The sequence below is a fragment of the Stappia sp. genome (assembly GCF_965276915.1).
In the GTDB taxonomy this organism is placed as follows: Bacteria; Pseudomonadota; Alphaproteobacteria; order Rhizobiales; family Stappiaceae; genus Stappia.
This window is the reverse complement of the sequence record NZ_OZ255709.1, coordinates 3,396,698-3,419,167: the sequence shown is the minus strand read 5'-3', so window position 1 is coordinate 3,419,167 and position 22,470 is coordinate 3,396,698. Positions and strand designations below refer to the sequence as shown.

Genomic DNA, 22,470 nt, shown 5'->3' with positions numbered 1-22,470 from the left:
GGTCTGGATGCTCAAGGATCAGGACCGGATCTTCACCAATATCTACGGCCTGCACGACTGGGGCCTCGAGGGCGCGCGCCAGCGCGGCCATTGGGACGGCACCAAGGCGCTGCTCGACAACGGCCGCGACTGGATTGTCAACGAGATGAAGACCTCGGGCCTGCGCGGCCGCGGCGGCGCCGGGTTTCCGACCGGCCTGAAATGGTCGTTCATGCCGAAGGAAAGCGACGGCCGCCCGGCCTATCTCGTCGTCAATGCCGACGAATCCGAGCCCGGCACCTGCAAGGACCGCGAGATCCTGCGCCACGACCCGCACACGCTGGTCGAGGGCTGCCTGATCGCCGGTTTCGCGATGGGCGCGATCGCCGCCTACATCTATGTGCGCGGCGAGTTCATTCGCGAACGCGAGCGCCTGCAGGCCGCCATCGATCAGGCCTATGACGCCGGCCTGATCGGCAAGAACAACAAGAACGGCTACGACTTCGACATCTACGTTCATCACGGCGCCGGCGCCTATATCTGCGGCGAGGAAACCGCGCTGCTCGAAAGCCTCGAGGGCAAGAAGGGCCAGCCGCGCCTGAAGCCGCCGTTCCCGGCCAATGTCGGTCTCTACGGTTGCCCGACGACGGTGAACAATGTCGAGTCCATCGCCGTTGCCCCGACCATCCTGCGCCGCACCGGCGCCTGGTTCGCCGGGCTCGGCAAGCCGAACAACACCGGCACCAAGCTCTTCTGCATCTCCGGGCACGTGAACAAGCCGTGCACGGTCGAGGAGGAGATGGGCATTCCCTTCCGCGAGCTGATCGACCGCCATTGCGGTGGCATTCGCGGCGGCTGGGACAACCTGCTCGCGGTGATCCCGGGCGGATCCTCGGTGCCTTGCGTGACGGCGGAGAACATCGCCGACTGCTCGATGGATTTCGACAGCCTGCGCGGCCTGGGCTCCGGCCTCGGCACGGCGGCGGTGATCGTCATGGACCGCTCCACCGACATCATCAAGGCGATCGCGCGGCTCTCCTATTTCTACAAGCATGAGAGCTGCGGACAGTGCACGCCGTGCCGCGAGGGCACCGGCTGGATGTGGCGCGTGATGGAGCGCATGGTCGCCGGCAACGCGGCCAAGGAAGAGATCGACATGCTCTTCGACGTCACCAAGCAGGTGGAAGGCCACACGATCTGCGCGCTCGGCGATGCCGCCGCCTGGCCGATCCAGGGCTTGATCCGCAACTTCCGCCCCTTGATCGAGGAGCGTATCGACCAGTACACGGCCAAGAGCCGCAAGCCGGCGCACGCGCTGGCGGCGGCAGAATAGGGCTGTCATGAGGATCGACGACGAGAAACACAGGCTGGACGTGGAAAAGAGCTGCCTTTCGGGTTCGCGCTTCCACGATGTCGACATGTCCGGCAGTGCGTTCGACGACGTCAACCTGTCGGGCGGCCGCTACACGAATGTCAATTTCTCTGGCTGCTCGTTTCAGAACCTGAACATGTCGGGCTGGACGGTGTCGGATGCCAATCTGACAGGCCTGCGGATTGACGATGTTAATCTCGCCGGGGCGACCATCACGAACAGTCGATTGCAGGGCATGACAATCGACGGCATAGACGTTTCGGATCTCCTCGAACTGTGGTTCGAGACGCAGAAAAGCCGCGAGGGCAGCACAGCATGAACAAGACGATCTTTGTCGACGGCAAGGAGATCGAGGTTCCGCAGGACTACACGCTGCTGCAGGCTTGCGAGGCGGCGGGTGCCGAGGTGCCGCGTTTCTGTTTCCACGACCGGTTGTCGATCGCCGGCAACTGCCGCATGTGCCTTGTCGAGGTGAAGGGCGGACCGCCGAAGCCGGTGGCCTCCTGCGCGATGAACGTGCGCGACCTGCGTCCCGGCCCGAACGGCGAGGCGCCGGAGGTGTTCACCAAGACGCCGATGGTGAAGAAGGCCCGCGAGGGCGTGATGGAGTTCCTGCTGATCAACCATCCGCTCGACTGCCCGATCTGCGACCAGGGCGGCGAGTGCGACCTGCAGGACCAGGCGATGGCCTATGGCGTCGACGCCTCGCGCTATGCCGAGAACAAGCGCGCCGTCGAGGACAAGTATATCGGCCCGCTGGTCAAGACGATCATGACCCGCTGCATCCACTGCACGCGCTGCGTCCGTTTCACCACGGAAGTCTGCGGCGTCGCCGATCTCGGCCTGATCGGCCGCGGCGAGGATGCGGAGATCACCTCCTATCTGGAGAACGCGCTGTCCTCGGAGATGCAGGGCAACGTCGTTGACCTGTGCCCGGTCGGTGCGCTGACGCACAAGCCCTATGCCTTCCAGGCGCGGCCCTGGGAACTGAAGAAGACCGAATCCGTCGACGTGATGGACGCGGTCGGTTCGGCGATCCGCGTCGATACGCGCGGCCGCGAGGTGATGCGGGTGCTTCCGCGTCTCAACGAGGCGGTCAACGAGGAGTGGATCTCCGACAAGACCCGCTACATCTGGGACGGGCTGAAGACGCAGCGGCTTGACCGGCCCTATGTCAAGACCGGCGGCCGGCTCGCCGCCGCCAGTTGGGGCGAGGCCTTTGCCGCCATCGCCGACAAGGTGGCGGCCTCGAAGCCGGAGCGGATCGCGGCGATTGCCGGCGACCTTGCCAGCGTCGAGGAGATGTTCGCGCTGAAGGCGCTGATGGACGGGCTCGGCTCGGCCAATCTCGACTGCCGGCAGGACGGGGCGGCGCTCGATCCCGCGCTCGGCCGGTCCTCCTATCTCTTCAATGCCACCATCGAGGGCATCGAGGACGCTGACGCCGTCCTCATCATCGGCTCCAATCCGCGCATCGAGGCGCCGGTCCTGAACGCGCGCATCCGCAAGCGCATGCGCATGGGCGAGCTTCCCGTCGGCGTCATCGGCCAGCAGGCCGACCTGACCTACCCGACCACATATCTGGGCGCCGGTCCCGACACGCTCGCCGAACTCGTGGCCGGCAAGCATGCCTTCGCCAAGGTCCTGAAGAAGGCGCAACGCCCGCTTGTCATCATCGGCCAGGGCGCGCTGTCGCGTCCCGACGGGGCCGCCGTTCTCGCCGCCGCCGCCGAACTGGCAAATGCGGTCGGAGCGGTCACCGAAGACTGGAACGGCTTTTGCGTGCTGCACACGGCCGCGGCCCGGGTTGGCGGCCTCGATATCGGCTTCGTGCCGGGCGAGGGCGGCAAGGGCACAGCCGGGATCCAGCAGGCGGCGAGCGCCGGCGAGATCGACGTGGTCTTCCTGCTCGGCGCCGACGAGATCGATATGACCGCCTTCGGCGATGCCTTTGTCGTCTATCTGGGCACCCATGGCGATCGCGGCGCCCACCGGGCCGACGTGATCCTTGCGGGTGCGGCCTATACCGAGAAGTCCGGCACCTGGGTCAATACCGAAGGCCGTGTCCAGCTTGGCGAGCGCGCCGGCTTCCCGCCGGGCGAGGCCCGCGAGGACTGGGCGATCCTGCGGGCGCTGTCGGCACGACTCGGCAAGGCGCTTGCCTTCGATTCCCTCGACGAGTTGCGCGGCGCGCTCTACGCGGCGCATCCGCACATGGCGGCGATCGACGCGATCGCCGGCGATGACGGCACGGGCGTTGCCAATGCGGCCGCACGCGGCGGCAAGATGGCCGGCGAGGCGTTCCATCCGGCGATTGCCGATTTCTATCTGACCAATCCGATCGCGCGGGCCTCCGCGACGATGGCCGAGTGTTCGGCCCTCGCCAAGGCACGCGCGGCAGAGGCCGCGGAGTAAACGGGGGCAATGATGGCGGACTTCTGGGCGGATTACCTCTTCCCCTTGATCATCATGCTGGCACAGAGCGTCCTTATGCTCGTCGTGCTGCTGGTGATCGTGGCCTATATCCTCTACGCCGATCGCAAGATCTGGGCGGCGGTGCAGATCCGGCGCGGTCCGAACGTCGTCGGTCCCTGGGGATTGCTGCAATCCTTCGCCGACCTGTTGAAGTTCGTGCTGAAGGAACCGGTGATCCCGGCCGGCGCCAACAAGGGCCTGTTCCTGCTGGCGCCGCTCGTCACCGTGACGCTGGCGCTGGCGGCTTGGTCGGTGGTGCCGGTGGCCGAGGGCTGGGTGATCGCCGACATCAACGTCGGCATCCTGTTCATCTTCGCGATTTCCTCGCTCGGCGTTTACGGCATCATCATCGGCGGCTGGGCTTCGAACTCGAAATACCCGTTCCTGTCGGCGCTGCGTTCGGCGGCGCAGATGGTGTCCTACGAGGTGTCCATCGGCTTCGTCATCGTCACCGTGCTCCTGTGCGTCGGCTCGCTGAACCTGTCGGACATCGTCCTGGCGCAGCAAACGGGCCTTGCGACGGCGCTCGGCGTGCCGTGGCTCGCCTTCCTGAACTGGTACTGGCTGCCGCTGTTCCCGATGTTCGTGATCTTCTTCATCTCGGCGCTGGCGGAAACCAACCGGCCGCCCTTCGACCTGGCGGAGGCGGAGTCCGAGCTCGTTGCCGGCTTCATGGTCGAGTACGGCTCCACGCCCTACATGATGTTCATGCTGGGCGAGTATGCTGCCATCGCGCTGATGTGCTCGCTGACGACCATCCTGTTCCTGGGTGGATGGCTGCCGCCGTTCGACTTCGCGCCGTTCACCTGGGTGCCGGGCGTCGTCTGGTTCCTGCTGAAGTCGCTGTTCGTGTTCTTCATGTTCGCGATGGTCAAGGCGATAGTCCCGCGCTACCGCTACGACCAGCTGATGCGGCTCGGCTGGAAGGTGTTCCTGCCGCTGTCGCTGGCGATGGTGTTCATCGTCGCTGCGGTGCTGATGGCCATGGGCTGGGCTCCGACGGGAACCTGAGGACCGGCCGGGGAGGGCGCTGACATGTCGATCTCGATTGCCGGGCTGATCGGCGCGGCCATCGGCCTTTACGTGGGCTGGATCGACTACAAGATCGTCGTCGGCGTGCTGAAGGGCGCGGCGGAACGGCAGCGGCAGAGAACCGGGCGCGAGAGCCTGCTTGGCCGCTACATGGGCGCGATCAGGATTGTGGTCCTGGGGTTCGCCCTGATCGGGTTTCCGGCCGTCGGCTATTTCGCCGGCAGCGCGCTGGCCGGGTAGGGCCGGCCGTAACATTTCGACGGTTCCAGGAAGGGACCGCAAACCAGACTGAAGGACCGCCGGGTCCGGTGCTGCACGCCACAGGCGGCGGCGCCAGGGCGGTCCGAAGGGAAACGAGAGAACGAGGCTGAACGCCATGGCACTGCAACAGGCTGCCAAATCGCTCTTGCTGAAGGAGTTCGTATCCGCCTTCTTCCTGGCGATGCGCTACTTCTTCAAGCCGAAGCCGACGATCAACTACCCCTTCGAAAAGGGGCCGGTGAGCCCGCGCTTCCGCGGCGAGCACGCGCTGCGCCGTTATCCCAACGGCGAGGAACGCTGCATTGCCTGCAAGCTGTGCGAGGCGATCTGCCCGGCGCAGGCGATCACCATCGAGGCCGGTCCGCGCCGCAACGACGGCACGCGCCGCACGACGCGCTACGACATCGACATGGTGAAGTGCATCTATTGCGGGTTCTGCCAGGAGGCCTGCCCGGTCGACGCCGTCGTCGAGGGGCCGAATTTCGAGTTCGCCACCGAGACCCGCGAGGAGCTCTATTACGACAAGGAGAAGCTCCTTGCGAACGGAGACCGCTGGGAACGGGAAATCGCCAGCAACATCGCCATCGACGCGCCCTATCGCTGAGCGCGCGGGGAGTGGACGCCGCGCGGCGGCTGGTCTAAGACGAGGCCGTTCCGCACCGGGACACGCCCAACCAACTTGAAGCCGCCACGGGCCGCTTCGCACCAATCGGGGACGGGGGCACATCGCGAAATGGTCCTGCAAGCCATCTTCTTCTATCTCTTCGCCGCGACCGCCGTGGCGTCGGCCTTCATGGTCATCGCCTCGCGCAATCCCGTGCATTCGGTGCTGTTCCTGATTCTCGCCTTCTTCAACGCGGCCGGCCTGTTCATCCTGCTCGGCGCGGAGTTCCTGGCGATGCTGCTGGTCGTCGTCTATGTCGGCGCGGTGATGGTGCTGTTCCTGTTCGTGGTGATGATGCTCGACGTCGATTTCGTCGAGATGCGCCAGGGTTTCCTGCAGTATCTGCCCGTCGGCGCGCTTGTCGGGCTCGTGCTGCTGGTCGAACTGCTGCTGGTGCTCGGTGTCTGGGTGATATCGCCGGAGATTGCCGGGCACACGGCGGCGCCCGCGCCGCTGCCTTCGGACATGTCCAACGTCCGGGCGCTCGGCGAGCTGATCTACACCCGCTACATCCTCTATTTCCAGACGGCAGGGCTGGTGCTGCTGGTCGCGATGATCGGCGCCATCGTGCTGACCCTTCGTCACAAGGAAGGGGTCAAGCGCCAGGATATCTCCGCGCAGGTCGGGCGTACGCGCGAGGCGTCGATCGAGGTGCGCAAGGTCGAAACCGGCAAGGGGATCTGAGGATCCCCGCCTAATCTTTCCGGCCGCGCCGTCACCCTGGCGCCCGGGTCCGTCTTAATCGGGAGCATCACGAGGCGCCCATGGAAATCGGTCTGTCCCACTATCTGGCGGTTGCAGCGATCCTGTTCACGATCGGTATCTTCGGGATCTTCCTGAACAGGAAGAACGTGATCGTCATCCTGATGTCGGTCGAGCTGCTGCTGCTCTCGGTCAATCTCAACCTGGTCGCCTTCTCCTCGTTCCTCGGCGATCTGGTCGGACAGGTCTTCGCGCTGCTGGTGCTGACCGTTGCGGCCGCGGAAGCTGCCATCGGCCTTGCGATCCTCGTCGTCTTCTATCGCAACCGCGGCTCGATCGCGGTCGAAGACGTCAACATGATGAAGGGGTGAGGGCAGGATGTACCAGCTAATCGTCTTTCTGCCCCTTGTCGGCTTCCTGATCGCCGGTCTCTTCGGCCGCTTCATCGGCGCCAAGGCGAGCGAGTATGTGACCTCGGGCCTCCTGATCGTCGCGGCCCTCTTGTCGTGGGTGGCGTTCTTCTCGGTCGGCTACGGCGAGACGCCCGTCGTGCGCGAGACGTTGCTGCGCTGGATGTCGTCCGGTGCCTTCACTGTCGACTGGATGATCCGCGTCGACACGCTGACGGCGGTCATGCTGGTGGTGGTCAACACCGTGTCGGCGCTCGTGCATGTCTATTCGATCGGCTACATGCACCACGATCCGCACCGGCCGCGGTTCTTCGCCTACCTGTCGCTGTTCACCTTCGCCATGCTGATGCTGGTGACCTCCGACAACCTGCTGCAGATGTTCTTCGGCTGGGAGGGCGTCGGTCTTGCGTCCTACCTGCTGATCGGCTTCTGGTTCAAGAAGCCCTCGGCGAACGCTGCCGCGATGAAGGCCTTCGTCGTCAACCGCGTCGGCGACTTCGGCTTCATCCTGGGCATCTTCGGCGTCTTCTACCTGTTCAATTCCACCGACTACGACACGATCTTCGCCAATGCGCAGTCCTTTGCCGCGGCCGAGCCGGCGACGGTGATGAACTTCCTCGGCTACGAGCTCGACCAGGGCGCGGCGCTGACCGTCGTGTGCCTGCTGCTGTTCATGGGCGCCATGGGCAAGTCGGCGCAGTTCCTGCTGCACACCTGGCTGCCGGACGCGATGGAGGGTCCGACGCCGGTCTCCGCGCTCATCCACGCCGCGACCATGGTCACGGCGGGCGTCTTCATGGTGGCGCGCCTGTCGCCGATCTTCGAGCTGTCGCACACCGCGCTCACCGTGGTGACGCTGTTCGGCGCGACGACGGCCTTCTTCGCCGCCACGGTCGGCCTGGTGCAGAACGACATCAAGCGCGTCATCGCCTATTCGACCTGCTCTCAGCTCGGCTACATGTTCGTCGCGCTCGGCGTCGGCGGCTACTCGATCGCGATCTTCCACCTGTTCACGCACGCCTTCTTCAAGGCGCTTTTGTTCCTCGGCGCCGGCTCGGTGATCCATGCCGTGTCGAACGAGCAGGACATGCGCAAGATGGGCGGGCTCAGGAAGCACATCCCCATCACCTACTGGATGATGGTGATCGGCACGCTGGCGCTGACCGGCTTCCCGCTGACGGCCGGCTTCTTCTCCAAGGATGGCGTGATCGAGGCGGCCTTTGTCGGCCACAATGCCTTTGCCATGTACGGCTTCTGGATGACGGTTGTCGCCGCCGCGCTGACCTCGTTCTACTCCTGGCGCCTGGCGTTCATGACCTTCCACGGCAAGCCGAGGGCCTCGGTCGACGTGATGAAACACGTGCATGAGAGCCCGCTGGTGATGACCGTGCCGCTGATGATCCTGGCGGTCGGTGCGCTCTTTGCCGGTCTCGTCTTCTCCGGCGTGTTCATGGGCCATGGCTACGAGGCGTTCTGGAAGGGTGCGCTCTTCACGTCCGAGGAGAACCACATCCTGCACGACATCCACGAGGTGCCGCTGTGGGTGAAGGCCTCGCCGTTCGTGATGATGCTCGGCGGTTTCGCCGTCGCGTGGCTGTTCTACATCAAATCGCCCGACATTCCGCGCCGGCTTGCCGAGCGGCATGACGGCCTGTACCGCTTCCTGCTCAACAAGTGGTATTTCGACGAGCTCTATGACGCGATCTTCGTCAAGCCCGCCATGTGGATCGGCCGCCAGCTCTGGAAGAAGGGCGACGGGGCGATGATCGACGGGCTCGGTCCCGACGGCATCGCGGCGCGGGTGCAGAATGTCAGCACCTGGGCCGTGCGGCTGCAGACCGGCTATCTCTACCACTACGCATTCGCCATGCTGATCGGTGTCGCGGCGCTGATCACCTGGTCCATGTTCTCCGTCGGGGGCGCTCACTGATGAGCAACTGGCCGCTTCTTTCCATCACCACCTTCCTTCCGCTGGTCGGTGTCTTCTTCATCCTGCTCGTTCGCGGCGAGGACGACGGGGCGAAGGAGAACATGCGCCGGGTGGCCCTGATCACCACGGTGTTCACCTTCGTCATCTCGCTGTTCATCTGGGGCGGGTTCGATCCGAACAACCCGGGCTTCCAGTTCCAGGAAAGCGAAGAGTGGCTCGGCGGCAGCATCGGCTACCGGATGGGCATCGACGGCATCTCGATGCTGTTCGTCATCCTCACGACCTTCCTGATGCCGTTCTGCATCCTGGCCAGCTGGAAGAGCGTCCAGGTCCGGGTGAAGGAGTACATGATCGCCTTCCTCGTGCTGGAGACGCTGATGATCGGCGTGTTCTGCGCGCTCGATCTGGTGATGTTCTACGTCTTCTTCGAGGCCGGCCTGATCCCGATGTTCCTGATCATCGGCGTGTGGGGCGGCAAGCGGCGCGTCTATGCGAGCTACAAGTTCTTCCTCTACACGCTGCTCGGCTCGGTGCTGATGCTGATCGCGCTGATGGCGATGTACTGGGACGCCGGCACGTCCGACATCCCGACGCTGATGGCGCACGGCTTCCCGGCCGGCATGCAGACCTGGCTGTGGCTCGCCTTCTTCGCCAGCTTTGCCGTGAAGATGCCGATGTGGCCGGTGCACACATGGTTGCCTGATGCCCACGTTGAGGCGCCGACCGCGGGCTCGGTGATCCTCGCGGCCATCCTTCTGAAGATGGGTGGCTACGGCTTCCTGCGGTTCTCGCTGCCGATGTTCCCGCTGGCGAGCGAGATGTTCGCGCCCTTCGTCTTCACGCTCTCGGTGATCGCCATCGTCTACACCTCGCTGGTGGCGCTCGCCCAGGAGGACATCAAGAAGCTGATCGCCTATTCCTCCGTCGCCCACATGGGCTATGTGACCATGGGCATCTTCACGATGACCGAGCAGGGCGTCCAGGGTGCGCTGTTCCAGATGCTCTCGCACGGCATCGTTTCGGGCGCGCTGTTCCTGTGTGTCGGCGTGATCTACGACCGGATCCACACCCGCGACATCGCCGCCTATGGCGGGCTCGTGAACCGCATGCCGTTCTACGCGGTCGCGTTCCTGATCTTCACCATGGCGAATGTCGGCCTGCCGGGCACGAGCGGGTTCGTGGGCGAGTTCCTGACGCTGATGGGGGCCTTCCAGGTCAACACATGGGTGGCGCTGATCGCAACGTCCGGCGTCATTCTGTCGGCGGCCTATGCGCTCTTCCTCTACAAGCGGGTCGTGTTCGGCGCGCTCGACAAGGAGAGCCTGAAGTCGATCATGGATCTCAGCCTGCGCGAGCGCGTCATCATCGTGCCGCTGATCGTGCTGACGATCCTGTTCGGCTTCTATCCGGCGCCGATCCTCGACGCCACGGCCGCGTCGGTCGGAGCGCTTGTCACCAATTACCAGGCCGCGATCGAGGCGGCGCCGTCGACCGCCTTGCTGGCGACGCATTAAGGTCCGAGGACGAGAGACGCCATGAACGCCTATTCCCAACTCCCGGATCTCTCGCCCGCGCTGCCGGAACTGTTTCTGGCCGGCGGCGCGCTGGCGCTGCTGATGCTCGGTGTCTTCGGCGGGCGCAAGATCACGCCCTATGTGACGGCGCTCTCCGTGGCCCTTTTGGCGGTGGCGGCATTGCCGCTGCTGTTGCCCGCGCAGTTCGGCATCACCGAGGCCAGCAGCACCAGCTTCCACGGCGCCTTCATCCTCGACGGCTTCGCCCGTTACCTGAAGCTCCTGACGCTGCTGGGCTCCGGTTTCGCCATCGCCATGTCGGTCGCCTATGCGCGCAACGAGAATTTCGAGCGGTTCGAGTACCCGGTGCTGATCGTGCTCGCCACGCTCGGCATGATGCTGATGCTGTCGGCGAACGACCTGATCACGCTCTATCTCGGGCTCGAGCTGCAGTCGCTGGCGCTCTATGTCATCGCCGCCTTCAACCGCGACAGCGTGCGCTCGACGGAAGCCGGCCTGAAGTATTTCGTCCTTGGCTCGGTCTCCTCCGGCATGCTGCTTTACGGCATGTCGCTGGTCTACGGGTTTACCGGCCAGACCGGGTTTGGTCCGATCGCGGCCGCGATCGCGCATGAGGGCGGATCCTCGCTCGGCCTCGTCTTCGGTCTGGTGTTCATCCTGGCCGGCCTTGCCTTCAAGATCTCGGCGGTGCCGTTCCACATGTGGACGCCGGACGTCTACGAGGGTGCGCCGACGCCTGTGACGGCCTTCTTCGCCGCCGCTCCCAAGATCGCCGCCATGGGCCTTTTGACCCGCGTCGTGATCGAGGCATTCGAGCCGGTGACGCGCGACTGGCAGCAGATCATCGTCTTCGTCTCCATCGCCTCGATGGTGCTCGGCGCCTTCGCCGCGATCGGCCAGAAGAACATCAAGCGGCTGATGGCCTATTCCTCGATCGGTCACATGGGCTTTGCCCTGGTCGGCCTTGCCGCGGGCTCGAAGACCGGCGTCGAGGGCGTGATGATCTACATGACCGCCTATCTGGCGATGACGCTGGGTGCCTTTGCCTGCATCCTGTCGATGCGTCGCAAGGACGGCATGGTGGAGGAGATTTCCGATCTCTCCGGCCTGTCGCGCACCAACCTGCCGATGGCGGTGCTGCTCGGCGTGATCCTGTTCTCGCTTGCCGGCATTCCGCCCTTTGTCGGCTTCTTCGCCAAGTTTTACGTGTTCCTGGCAGCGGTCGAGGCGGGGCTCTATCCGCTGGCGGTGATCGGCGTGCTGGCCTCGGTGGTCGGTGCCTATTATTACCTGCGGATCGTCAAGGTGATGTTCTTCGACGAGCCGGTCCGCGGCTTCCTGCCGATGCCGGTCGAACTGAAGTTCACCCTTGGCCTGTCGACGGCCTTCGTGGTTCTGTTCGTCGTGTTTGCCGGTTCCGTCGTGGAGATGGCGAGTGCGGCGGCGGGGACGTTGTTCTGAGCACGCTTGTTTTCGACGGACGTATTCGCGAGGTCCCCGGCGTCGCGGGATACCGCGTGACCGCGCATGCGGAGCTGGGTTCGACCAACAGCCACGCGCTGGCCGCGGCGGGCGAGGGCGATCCGGGCAATCTGTGGATCGTCGCCAGGCGCCAGGTCGCCGGCCGGGGCCGCAGGGCGCGGGCCTGGGTGTCCGAGCCCGGCAATCTTTACACCTCGCTTCTGCTGATCGATCCGGGCGAGGGCGAGCGGGTCGGCCAGCTGCCGCTGGTGGCGGCGCTGGCACTTGCCGAGGCGGTCGATGCCATGACCGGCAGCTACGGGCTGGCGCGGCTGAAATGGCCGAACGACCTTCTGGTCGACGGAGCCAAGATTTCCGGCATCCTGCTTGAGGCGACGGTTCTGGCCGACGGGCGGCGTGCCGTCGTCTGCGGCTTCGGCCTCAACCTTGCGCATCATCCGGACCTGCCGGGATATGCGGCCACCGACCTTGCGGGGCTGGGCTTTTCCGTTGCGCCGGAACGCGCGTTCCGGGCGCTCGCCGAAAGCGCTGCGAAACAGCTGGCGCGTTGGTCGGGCGAGCCGTTTGCGGGAACTCTGGCGGACTGGCGCCGGCGGGCCGTGGGCATCGGCGCGCCGATCCGCGTGCGGCTGGAAGACCGCGAGCTGACCGGCGTGTTCGCCGGGCTCGACAGCGAGGGGCGCCTTGTTCTGGACCAGGGAGAAGGCCGGCACATGACGGTGTCGGCCGGAGATGTCTTTTTCGAACCGTCGGCGATATCCGGCGGCGCGGCCGGGAGCGCCGGTCAGGGAATGTGAGGCGGGGCAGGGCCGGGAAAGACACCGGTCCTGAATGTCCCCGCACAGGCATTTGTAAAGCAAAGCGGTGGCCCGTCCCCTGGACGCATGGCTGCCTGATGGCACATGGGAGATCGTTGCCGCAGCCGACCCAGCAAGGGCGTGCCGCCGTGCGGTCCAGACAGGAGTTTCATAATGGCGGGCAAAGAAGAGCTCGTATTCGTCGCGCTTGGCGGCCTTGGCGAGATCGGCATGAACATGGCGCTTTACGGCTACGGGCCGGCGCGTGACCGGCGCTGGCTGATGGTCGATTGCGGCGTGACATTCGCCGGGCCGGAACTTCCGGGCGTCGACATCGTCGTTCCCGACACGCGCTTCATCGAGGAGAATCTCGACCGGCTCGACGGCATCGTCATCACCCATGCGCATGAGGATCACTACGGTGCCATCGTGCATCTGTGGCCCAAGCTCAAGGCGCCGCTCTACATGACGGCGTTCACCGCCGGCCTGCTCGAAGCCAAGGCCTCGAGCGAGCCGGGCGTCGGCAAGATCCCGGTCACGGTGGTGAAACAGGGCGGCCGCATCAACGCCGGTCCCTTCGAGGTCGAGTTCGTGGCGATGTCGCACTCGATCCCGGAACCCTGTGCACTGGCGATCCGCACGCCGGCGGGCACCGTCGTCCATTCGGGCGACTGGAAGATCGACCCGACGCCCGGCGTCGGCAAGCCGATCGACACCGAGCGCCTGGCCGAGATCGGCCGCGAAGGGGTGCAGGCGCTGATCTGCGACAGCACCAACGCGGTGCGCGACGGCGTCAGCCCGAGCGAAATGGACGTGGCGGCCGACCTCACCAAGGTGATCAGGAAGGCCAAGCGCCGCGTCGCGGTAACGACCTTCGCCTCGAACGTCGCACGCATCCGCTCCATCGCGCTTGCCGCCAAGGCTGCGGACCGCGACGTGGTCGTGATGGGGCGCTCGATGCACCGGGCCATCGAGGTGTCCCGGGAGCTGGGCTATCTCGACGACCTGCCGGCCTTCCTGTCCGAGGACGCCTACGGCTACCTGCCGCCCGAGCGGGTGGTGCTGCTGCTGACCGGCAGCCAGGGCGAGGAGCGCGCCGCGCTGGCGCGCATCGCGTCGGGCGACCATCGCAACGTGGCCCTGTCGAAGGGCGACCTGGTCATCTTCTCGTCCCGCACCATTCCCGGCAACGAGAAGGCTGTCGGCGCCATCCTCAACAAGCTGGCCGAGGCCGAGGTCGAGATCGTCACGGACCGCGATGCGCTGGTGCATGTCTCCGGCCATCCGCGCCGGGGCGAGCTGACGCAGCTCTACGACCTCTTGAAGCCGCAGGGGCTGATCCCCGCGCATGGCGAGGCTGTGCACCTGAAGGCGCATCGCGACCTGGCCCTGCAATACGGCATCAAGAATACGCTGATCGCGCGCAATGGCGACGTCGTCCGGCTGGCGCCTGGCAAGCTCGCGGTCATCGACGACCTGCCGACCGGCATCGCCGTCAAGGACGGGCTGATCTTCGGCGACCCGGAGGAGACGGGCGTTCACGAGCGCCGCAAGCTCTCCTTCGCCGGGGCGATCGTCGTCTCCGTGGTGATCGATGCCAAGGGAACGGTGATCGGCGAGCCCCAGGCCGCTCTCTTCGGGCTTCCGGATGTGGACGAGAACGGCGACGATCTGGAAGATATCGTCATCGACGAGGTCGTTGCGGCGCTGGACAGCATCCCGAAGAACCGCCGCAAGGATGCCGATCTCGTGGCGGAGGCGGCGCGCCGCGCGGCCCGCGCCGCCATTCGCGATTGCTGGGGCAAGAAGCCCCTGACCGAGGCGCTTGTCGTGCGCGTGTGACCATTTGCCGGGTGGCGCGATGGTCCGCGAGCGGGCAATCGTGCGGTCGTCCGGCGGTCGAATTCGGCGATCGGCCGGCCCCGCTGCCCGGGGCCGCGCTGCAAGGCCTGCCTGTTGAGGAGGAAGTGAGATGATCGGACGCCTGAACCATGTCGCCATCGCCGTGCCGGATCTCGAGGCGGCGACGGCGATGTACCGGGACACGCTGGGAGCGAAGGTGTCGCAGCCCCAGTCCGAGCCCGATCACGGCGTGACGGTGGTGTTCATCGAACTGCCCAACACCAAGGTCGAACTGCTCGCGGCGCTCGGCGAAAACTCGCCGATCAACGCCTTCCTGGAGCGCAATCCCTCCGGCGGCATTCATCATGTCTGCTACGAGGTGGAGGATATCCTGGCGGCCAGGGACAGGCTGACGGAGAAGGGTGCGCGGGTGCTGGGCAGCGGCGAGCCGAAGATCGGCGCGCATGGCAAGCCGGTGCTCTTCCTGCACCCCAAGGACTTCAACGGAACGCTGGTCGAGCTCGAGCAGGTCTGAGCAGGCACCGTTCCAGGACAAGAGGGTGAACCCGGTGTCGTTCGTATCCGCGCTGGCAATCTATTTCATCATCTGGTGGATCGTGCTCTTCGCCATCCTGCCGATCGGGGTCGTGACGCAGGAAGAGGCCGGCGAGGTGACGCCGGGCACCGAGTCGAGCGCGCCCGGCCGTCCGCAGCTGCTGAAGAAGGCCCTGCTGACGACGCTCGTCGCCGGCATATTGTTCGCGGGCATCTACTGGCTGCGGGTGCATTCCGGCCTGACGCTGGACGACCTGCCGTTCAAGCCCCCTAGCAGCCGTTGAACGGGGCCACCGTCAAACGTCACATGTCAAAAAGGGCTCGTTGACGGGCGGTTCGGGCATCCTTCGACGGGAAGCGTCAAAGCGGTTTCGGTGCCAGCAGCCTTTGGCCTTTGCCCGACACGGTCGCCGCAAGTTCCTTCTCGCAGTCGACGACCAGCATCGCCTTCTGCTGCCGCGTGAGCAGCGACAGGTCGCCCGTGCCGAAGCGGTAGCAGGCAAGCCGCACGGCCAGCGGCATCAGGTCGTGGCGCTTCAGTTTCATCAGCAACTGGTCGAAACGCCAGTCGACGGACCAGCCGCTGTCCGACGGGCCCTTGTCATGGGGATCACCAAGCAACATCGATAAGTCCTCCGGCCTCCGGCCGTCATCGTCCCTTGCGACAGGTTGAACCTTGAACGATAGCCGGAGACTGTGCGGGGAATGTCCGCGGGGCTCGGGCGCGCGACGGGTTGAGGACAGAACGCCTTGTACCGTATCGTGTCGGCAAGTGTGCCGAGGATGGCGTGATTAATCCGTTATGCCGCCGCTTGCGCGGCAACGGATGCCTGCGGCGCTTGTCCGGCTTGTCAGGCGCGCCGGACATCGCTAAGGAACCGGGATGACGATCACGGCGGCGCGTCCGGCCCGGACGGGTGGCGCCGACGATATTCGACGGGATCCGCACGCCTGAGGAAACGGCAGGCGTGCCGGGATACGGCAAAGGGAAGAGGCGCGCGATGGGCGACTACGAGCAGGTTCGCACCCACATGGTGGACAACCAGCTGCGAACCAACGACGTTACCGACCTGCGGGTTCTCGACGCGATGGAGGCCGTGCCGCGCGAGCGCTTCGTGCCGGCCTCCCGGCGCTGCATCGCCTATAGCGACCAGGATATCGCGCTGACCTCCGGCTCGAGCCCGCGCTATCTGATGAAGCCGCATATCTTCGCCAAGCTGGTGCAGCTCGCGGCGGTTCGTCCCGGCGAGGTCGCCCTTTGCGTTGGCTGCGGCACGGGATATGGCGTCGCCGTGCTGGCGCAGCTGGCCGGCTCGGTCGTGGGGATCGACAACGATCCGGAGACGGTCGCCACGGCTTCGGAACTGCTCGTCGACCTGGGAATCGAGAATGCCGCGGTGATCGACGGCGACCTCGTCACCGGTGCGGCCTCCGAAGGGCCCTATGACGTGATCCTGATCGACGGGGCGGTCGAGCGTCTGCCCGATGCGCTGACGGCGCAGCTCAAGGACGGGGGGCGGCTGGTGGTCATTCGCGGTCGCGGCGGCTCGGGAACCGCCGAGCTGCATGTGCGCTCCGGCGATGTCGTTTCGGGGCGGTTCGCGTTCAACGCGGCGGCGCAGGTGCTGCCGGGCTTCGAGCAGCCCAGGGAATTCGTCTTCTGACGAGGCGACGTTCGAGGATTTCAAGGAAGCCGCCGCGCGGGTCAGCGCCGGCGGCTTTTTTGTTCCGCCCGGGATGCGCCGGGGTGTTGCCGAGAGGTCGCAGCGATGCGCGAATGCATCGCCGCACCGCTTTCAAAGGTTGTCACCCGACCGGACGGAGATAACAGTATCGGCGCGTCGCCCTGCCTGCATGACGGGCTGGAGGGTTGCCGAGCAAATTTGCCACTCCCGCAAGGAGCCGACCGGCGCAAGAGGCCGAAAGATCGGCGCGGGCGGGGAGGGAACCCGGCAGGTTGCCAGTGCGGCCGGCCGGGCGGAAGGATCGAAAAGCGGTGGACGCCAGCCGGCGGACCGACAAGCCGTGGATCCGGTACGGACAGGAAATCGGGTCGCAGGGACCCGCGTCAAAGTGATGACGGCGAGTGCGCGCGATCGTGCGCGCCGCTGAATTCCGGAGTTGTACAGGGGTGTTCAAGGTGAATCGGACGGGTTCTTGGCTCATTGCAGCCGCCATTTCCGTGGCGGCGGCGGGCGTGCCCGCGACGGCGCGTTCTCAATCGATCGGCGAGGCACTTGGCCAGGCCTATTCGGCAAACCCGACGTTGAACGCGGCGCGCGCGGCGCTGCGTTCCGTCAACGAATCGGTGCCGCAGGCCCTTTCCGGCTGGCGGCCCCAGATTTTCGGCCGCTTCGACGTCGGTTCCCAATACTCGAAATCCGACCCGGGCCGTGCCCGCTACGGCAACACGGCATCGGTCGGCCTGTCTCTGTCGCAGGCCCTGTTTCGCGGCTTCCGCACGGTGAACTCGGTTCGCCAGGCCGAGGCCGTGGTGCGCGCCGAGCGCGAAAGCCTGCGCGCGACGGAGCAGTCGGTGCTGCTTCAGGCGGCAACGGCCTATATGGACGTGATCAGCAACACGGCGATTGTCTCGCTGCGGCGCAGCAGCCTGACCTTCCTGGCCGAGCAGGTTCGCGCCGCCGATGACCGCTTCGAGGTCGGCGAGGGCACCCGCACGGACGTGTCGCAGGCCCGTGCCCGCTTCTCCGAGGCGCAGTCGGAACTCAACCTGGCGCTGGCCAACGTGAACAGCAGCCGCGCCGTCTACCGCCAGATCATCGGCTCCGACCCGAAGTCGCTGTCCGCGCGCACGACCGTCTACCGCCAGTTGCCCAGGAACCTGGACATGGCGCTGAAGGCGGGCGCCGGCAGCCATCCCTCGATCCTGGCCGCCCAGCATCTTGTCGATGCGGGAACGTTTGGCGTGAAGACGGTCGAGGGCGAGTTGCTGCCGACCGTGACGCTTGAAGCCGACATGCAGCGCCAGTGGAGCCCGCCGAGCTCGCCGGGTGCGGACACGGTCGACAGCGCCAGCATTTTCGGCCGGGTCTCCATTCCTCTCTATCAGGGCGGAGCGGTCTCCTCCCGCGTGCGCCAGGCCAAGGAAGACCTCGGCCAGACCCGTATCCAGCTTGATGTCGCGCGCGACCAGATCCGCGCTTCGGTCGTCTCCGCCTGGGGGCAGTACCAGGCGGCGGAAGCCTCGATCCAGGCGGCCCAGGATGCCGTGTCGGCCAACCAGCTGGCGCTCGAGGGCGTGATCGAGGAGCAGCGGGTCGGCCAGCGCACGACGCTCGACGTGCTGAACGCCCAGTTCGAACTGGTCAACAGCCGGGTCAGCCTGATCAGCGCGCAGCGCAATCGCACGGTGGCGGCCTACTCGTTGATGTCGGCGGTGGGTGGACTGACGGCGGACCGCATCGGTCTGGGTGTCGCCCTCCACGACGAGAAGGCGCACTACAAGAAGGTGCGCAACAGCTGGTACGGCATTCGCACGCCCGACGGCCGTTGACGCGGGTCAGGTTGCGGCAGCCGCCGGCAGCCTGGACCGGGCCCGATGGTTCCGGCCATCGGGTTTCACGTGCAAAAGCGACCGAATCGGGGAATTGTTGCACTTGACAAGGCCGCCGGGCCGGTTCGTGACGTTGTCACGCTTTTCCCCCGGCGGATTAACGCGTTATATTCTGCAGGATCGAGTCGGCATGCAAATCAGTGCATCCGGCCCGATGCCAGGGCCCTCCAGCCGGACGGTTGGGCGCAGAGTTGTCGAGTGCGGGGATCGGTATGGCTAACGCCAATCAGGCTCAAGAACCTTCTATGGAAGAAATCCTGGCGTCCATTCGCCGGATTATTTCCGATGAGGATACACCGTCTGGTGACAAGGCCGAGGCTGCAGCCGAGGCCGACATGACGGACGACGCTCTTGCCGATGGCGGCGAGGAGATGTCGCAGGACGACCTCGACAAACTGTTCGATTCCGCCGGCGATGCCGACGTGGAAGTCGAGCCGGACCCCGAGCCCGAGGTCGAAGAGGCGGTCGATGTCGACGACGTCCTGGAGCTGACCGAGGACCAGGCCGTCGACGAGGACGAGTTCGATCTTGTCGAGGGCCTTGCGACCGAGGAAGAAGATACCGGCGACGTCGCATTCGTCGACGAGCGTGCCGAGGCCGAAACGCCGAAATCCGATCCCTGGACACGCACGGCGCGCGACAGCACGGCGGAAGAGCTGCTGTCTCCCTCGGCGGACCAGGCCGTGCAGGCCGCGTTCCACAATCTGGCCGGCACGATCCTTTCCAACAACGCCCGCACGCTGGAGGATCTCGTCAAGGAGATGCTGCGGCCGATGCTGAAGGGCTGGCTCGACGAGAATCTTCCCCCGCTCGTCGAGCGGCTCGTACGCCAGGAGATCGAGCGGGTATCGCGCGGACGCTGATCCGCGCCGTCATATCCGCTCGTCACGCCGCCCTCCGGGCGGCGTTTTCGTTTCCAGCCCGCATGTGCGCGGTGGTTGACTTGGCGACATGCCTGCGAGTAACCACGCGTTCAGTTCACAGTTCCCCGGGAAAACCGATGCTCGACAAGACCTACGATGCCGCCACAGTCGAACCCAGGATCGCCAAGGCCTGGGAAGACGCAGACGCCTTCAGGGCCGGCGCCGGCGCCGAACCGGGGGCGGCGTCCTTCTCGATCGTGATCCCGCCGCCCAATGTCACCGGCTCCCTGCACATGGGCCATGCGCTCAACAACACGTTGCAGGACGTTCTGGTGCGGTTCGAACGCATGCGCGGGCGCGACGTGCTCTGGCAGCCGGGCATGGACCATGCGGGCATCGCCACGCAGATGGTGGTCGAGCGGCAGCTGGCTGAGCGCAAGGAGCCGGGGCGGCGTGACATGGGGCGCGAGGCCTTCGTCAACCGGATCTGGGAGTGGAAGGCCGAATCCGGCGGCATGATCTTCAACCAGCTGAAGCGGCTGGGCGCGTCCTGCGACTGGTCGCGCGAGCGCTTCACCATGGATGAGGGCCTGTCGCGGGCCGTTCTGGAGGTGTTTGTCGGGCTCTATCGCGAGAACCTGATCTACAAGGACAAGCGGCTGGTCAACTGGGACCCGAAGCTTCTGACCGCGATCTCGGACCTTGAGGTCGAGCAGGTCGAGGTGAAGGGCAATCTCTGGCATTTCCGCTATCCGCTGGAAAACGGCGAGACCTTCGAGGCGCCTGTCGCCTTCGACGAGGACGGCAAGCCGACGGAGTTCGAGACGCGCGACTACATCACTGTCGCGACGACGCGCCCGGAAACGATGCTCGGCGACACCGCCGTCGCCGTCAATCCGGAGGATCCGCGCTACAAGGGGCTGATCGGAAAGCATGTGGTTCTGCCGCTGGTCGGCCGCCGCATTCCCATCGTCGCCGACGATTACGCCGACCCGGACGCGGGATCAGGCGCGGTGAAGATCACCCCGGCGCATGATTTCAACGATTTCGAGGTCGGCCGTCGCCATGACCTGCCGATGATCTCGGTCCTCGACCGCGAGGCGAAGGTCCGCCTTGCCGACAATGCCGAGTTCCTGGAGGGCGTGGCGTCCAGCGTGGAACTGTCGGAGACGATCGCCTCCTATGAGGGGGGCGACCGTTTCGACGTGCGCAAGCGGCTGGTCGAGCGGATGGAGGAACTCGGTCTTCTCGAGCAGGTCGAGCCGCATACCCACATGGTTCCGCATGGCGACCGTGGCGGCGTGCCCATCGAACCGCTCCTGACCGACCAGTGGTATGTCGACGCCAAGACGCTGGCCAAGCCGGCGATCGCCAGCGTGCGCGAGGGGCGGACCAATTTCGTGCCGCGCAACTGGGACAAGACCTATTACGAGTGGATGGAGAACATCCAGCCCTGGTGCATCTCGCGTCAGCTGTGGTGGGGCCACCGGATTCCGGCCTGGTACGGCCCGGACGGCCGGATCTTCGTCGAACGCGGCGAGGAAGAGGCCTGCGCGGCCGCGGGCGAGCATTACGGCAAGCCCGTCGAGGTCATCGACATGGAGGCCGCGCTTGCCCGCTGGGAGAGCGGCGAGGACGGGGCCGGCATCGCGCTCTACCGCGACGAGGACGTGCTCGACACCTGGTTCTCCTCGGCGCTGTGGCCGTTCTCGACGCTCGGCTGGCCGGACAAGACGCCGGAGCTTGCCAACTACTACCCGACAAGCGTGCTGATCACCGGCTTCGACATCATCTTCTTCTGGGTCGCCCGGATGATGATGTTCGGCGATCACTACATGAAGACCGAGCCCTTCCACACGGTCTACATCCACGCCCTCGTCCGCGACGAGAAGGGCCAGAAGATGTCGAAGTCGAAAGGCAACGTCATCGATCCGCTGGCCCTGATCGAGGAATACGGCGCCGACGCACTGCGCTTCACGCTGGCGGCGATGGCCGCGCAGGGACGCGACATCAAGCTGGCGACGAGCCGCGTCGCGGGCTACCGCAACTTCGTCACCAAGCTGTGGAACGCGGCGCGCTTCGTCGAGATGAACGGCGGGGCCCGGCCGGAGGGGTTCGACCCGGCGGCCGTGCGCGAGACCGTCAACCGCTGGATCGTCACGGAGACGGGGCGCTGCGTCACCGAGGTCACCGAGGCGCTGGAGGGCTTCCGCTTCAACGAGGCGGCGGGCGCCGCCTACCGCTTCGTGTGGAACACCTATTGCGACTGGTACCTGGAGTTCGCCAAGCCGATCTTCAACGAGGGCGCCGAGGAGGCGCAGGCGGAAACCCGCGCGACCGCAGCCTGGGTTCTCGACGAGATCCTCAAGATGCTGCATCCGTTCATGCCGTTCATGACCGAGGAATTGTGGGCTCGTGCGGTCGAGGAGGATGCGGCGGCGAGCCGCGACAACCTGCTCGTCCACACCCGCTGGCCAGGTTCGGCCGGCGGCGACCAGGGCGCGGCGGACGAGATCAACTGGGTGGTCGACCTGATTTCCTCGATCCGCTCGGTGCGCGCCGAGATGAACGTTCCCGCCGGAGCGAAGGTGCCCCTGGTGGTAACCGGCGCCAACGAGGTGACGCGCCAGAGGCTCAAGGCGCACGAGGCGGCGATCCTGCGCCTTGCCAGGGCCGAGGCGATCTCGCATGGCGACGCGCCGCCGCGCGGCTCGGTGCAGATTGTCAGTGGAGAAGCGGTTTTCTGCCTTCCTCTTGCCGACTTCATCGATCTTGGTGCGGAAGCGGCACGCCTTGCCAAGGAAGAAGGCAAGCTCGACGACGAGATCGCACGCATCGACAAGAAGCTCGGAAATGCCGCTTTCGTCGCCAAGGCGCCGGAAGAGATCGTGGCGGCCGAGCAGGAGAAGCGGGTCGAGCTGGTCGAGCGACGCGACCGGGTTGTCGAGGCGCGCAAGCGGCTTGCCGACCTGTCGCATGCGTGACCGGGCGATCTGT

The 22,470-nt window shown here is 65.7% G+C and carries 20 protein-coding genes; 19 read left to right on the top strand and 1 reads right to left on the bottom strand.

Annotation, left to right across the window (positions count from 1 at the left end; genetic code table 11):
* Positions 1 to 7 precede the first annotated feature (7 nt).
* The 15 genes from nuoF (at position 8) to ACQY46_RS15720 (ending at position 15,320) form a co-directional block, all read left to right on the top strand.
* Entirely contained in the window at positions 8 to 1,312 is a 1,305-nt protein-coding gene (gene nuoF / locus ACQY46_RS15790; RefSeq protein WP_428696980.1) for an NADH-quinone oxidoreductase subunit NuoF, read from the top strand.
* Between the two features lie 7 nt (positions 1,313 to 1,319).
* Complete coding sequence (locus ACQY46_RS15785) at positions 1,320 to 1,670, top strand: pentapeptide repeat-containing protein (protein WP_428696979.1); 351 nt, start codon at positions 1,320 to 1,322, stop codon at positions 1,668 to 1,670.
* Positions 1,667 to 3,766: an NADH-quinone oxidoreductase subunit NuoG gene (nuoG, locus tag ACQY46_RS15780; protein WP_428696978.1), complete on the top strand. Its 2,100-nt coding sequence runs from the start codon at positions 1,667 to 1,669 to the stop codon at positions 3,764 to 3,766. Before ACQY46_RS15785 ends, nuoG begins: the two co-directional genes overlap by 4 nt.
* A 12-nt stretch (positions 3,767 to 3,778) precedes the next feature.
* On the top strand, positions 3,779 to 4,837 hold the full coding sequence (gene nuoH, locus ACQY46_RS15775; protein ID WP_428700502.1) for an NADH-quinone oxidoreductase subunit NuoH: 1,059 nt from the start codon (positions 3,779 to 3,781) through the stop codon (positions 4,835 to 4,837).
* A 24-nt stretch (positions 4,838 to 4,861) separates the two neighbouring features.
* Positions 4,862 to 5,098 (top strand): hypothetical protein, encoded by a 237-nt coding sequence (locus ACQY46_RS15770; protein ID WP_428696977.1) that lies wholly within the window; start codon positions 4,862 to 4,864, stop codon positions 5,096 to 5,098.
* A 136-nt stretch (positions 5,099 to 5,234) separates the two neighbouring features.
* Positions 5,235 to 5,723: an NADH-quinone oxidoreductase subunit NuoI gene (nuoI, locus tag ACQY46_RS15765; protein WP_428696976.1), complete on the top strand. Its 489-nt coding sequence runs from the start codon at positions 5,235 to 5,237 to the stop codon at positions 5,721 to 5,723.
* A gap of 129 nt (positions 5,724 to 5,852) precedes the next feature.
* Positions 5,853 to 6,467, top strand: a complete 615-nt coding sequence (locus ACQY46_RS15760) for an NADH-quinone oxidoreductase subunit J (protein WP_428696975.1) — start codon at positions 5,853 to 5,855, stop codon at positions 6,465 to 6,467.
* Positions 6,468 to 6,547: 80 nt separating this feature from the next.
* Positions 6,548 to 6,856, top strand: a complete 309-nt coding sequence (gene nuoK, locus ACQY46_RS15755; protein ID WP_029057158.1) for an NADH-quinone oxidoreductase subunit NuoK — start codon at positions 6,548 to 6,550, stop codon at positions 6,854 to 6,856.
* A 7-nt stretch (positions 6,857 to 6,863) separates the two neighbouring features.
* Entirely contained in the window at positions 6,864 to 8,825 is a 1,962-nt protein-coding gene (nuoL, locus tag ACQY46_RS15750; RefSeq protein ID WP_428696974.1) for an NADH-quinone oxidoreductase subunit L, read from the top strand.
* Complete coding sequence (locus ACQY46_RS15745; RefSeq protein WP_428696973.1) at positions 8,825 to 10,339, top strand: NADH-quinone oxidoreductase subunit M; 1,515 nt, start codon at positions 8,825 to 8,827, stop codon at positions 10,337 to 10,339. The genes nuoL and ACQY46_RS15745 overlap by 1 nt, the downstream gene beginning before the upstream one ends.
* 21 nt (positions 10,340 to 10,360) lie before the next feature.
* Entirely contained in the window at positions 10,361 to 11,821 is a 1,461-nt protein-coding gene (nuoN, locus tag ACQY46_RS15740) for an NADH-quinone oxidoreductase subunit NuoN (RefSeq protein WP_428696972.1), read from the top strand.
* Between the two features lie 56 nt (positions 11,822 to 11,877).
* The gene (locus tag ACQY46_RS15735; protein WP_428696971.1) at positions 11,878 to 12,639 is read left to right on the top strand and encodes a biotin--[acetyl-CoA-carboxylase] ligase; all 762 of its coding nucleotides are present in this window, start codon (positions 11,878 to 11,880) and stop codon (positions 12,637 to 12,639) included.
* A 174-nt stretch (positions 12,640 to 12,813) separates the two neighbouring features.
* Entirely contained in the window at positions 12,814 to 14,481 is a 1,668-nt protein-coding gene (locus ACQY46_RS15730; RefSeq protein ID WP_428696970.1) for a ribonuclease J, read from the top strand.
* Positions 14,482 to 14,611: 130 nt separating this feature from the next.
* On the top strand, positions 14,612 to 15,016 hold the full coding sequence (gene mce, locus ACQY46_RS15725) for a methylmalonyl-CoA epimerase (RefSeq protein ID WP_428696969.1): 405 nt from the start codon (positions 14,612 to 14,614) through the stop codon (positions 15,014 to 15,016).
* A gap of 34 nt (positions 15,017 to 15,050) precedes the next feature.
* Positions 15,051 to 15,320: a DUF1467 family protein gene (locus ACQY46_RS15720; protein ID WP_428696968.1), complete on the top strand. Its 270-nt coding sequence runs from the start codon at positions 15,051 to 15,053 to the stop codon at positions 15,318 to 15,320.
* 76 nt (positions 15,321 to 15,396) lie between these two features.
* On the opposite strand, the gene ACQY46_RS15715 is transcribed toward ACQY46_RS15720, so the two are convergent.
* Entirely contained in the window at positions 15,397 to 15,660 is a 264-nt protein-coding gene (locus tag ACQY46_RS15715) for a hypothetical protein (RefSeq protein WP_428696967.1), read from the bottom strand.
* Between the two features lie 377 nt (positions 15,661 to 16,037).
* Here ACQY46_RS15715 and ACQY46_RS15710 point away from each other — a divergent pair, with 377 nt between their 5' ends.
* The 4 genes from ACQY46_RS15710 to ACQY46_RS15695 all read left to right on the top strand — a co-directional run bounded on the left by ACQY46_RS15710 (position 16,038) and on the right by ACQY46_RS15695 (position 22,457).
* On the top strand, positions 16,038 to 16,700 hold the full coding sequence (locus ACQY46_RS15710; protein WP_428696966.1) for a protein-L-isoaspartate O-methyltransferase family protein: 663 nt from the start codon (positions 16,038 to 16,040) through the stop codon (positions 16,698 to 16,700).
* A gap of 533 nt (positions 16,701 to 17,233) precedes the next feature.
* Positions 17,234 to 18,550, top strand: a complete 1,317-nt coding sequence (locus ACQY46_RS15705; protein WP_428696965.1) for a TolC family outer membrane protein — start codon at positions 17,234 to 17,236, stop codon at positions 18,548 to 18,550.
* A gap of 395 nt (positions 18,551 to 18,945) precedes the next feature.
* Positions 18,946 to 19,473, top strand: a complete 528-nt coding sequence (locus ACQY46_RS15700; RefSeq protein ID WP_428696964.1) for a PopZ family protein — start codon at positions 18,946 to 18,948, stop codon at positions 19,471 to 19,473.
* Between the two features lie 137 nt (positions 19,474 to 19,610).
* Positions 19,611 to 22,457 carry a valine--tRNA ligase gene (locus tag ACQY46_RS15695; RefSeq protein WP_428696963.1) on the top strand — a complete coding sequence of 949 codons (2,847 nt, stop codon included), beginning with the start codon at positions 19,611 to 19,613 and terminating at the stop codon, positions 22,455 to 22,457.
* Positions 22,458 to 22,470: the final 13 nt, after the last annotated feature.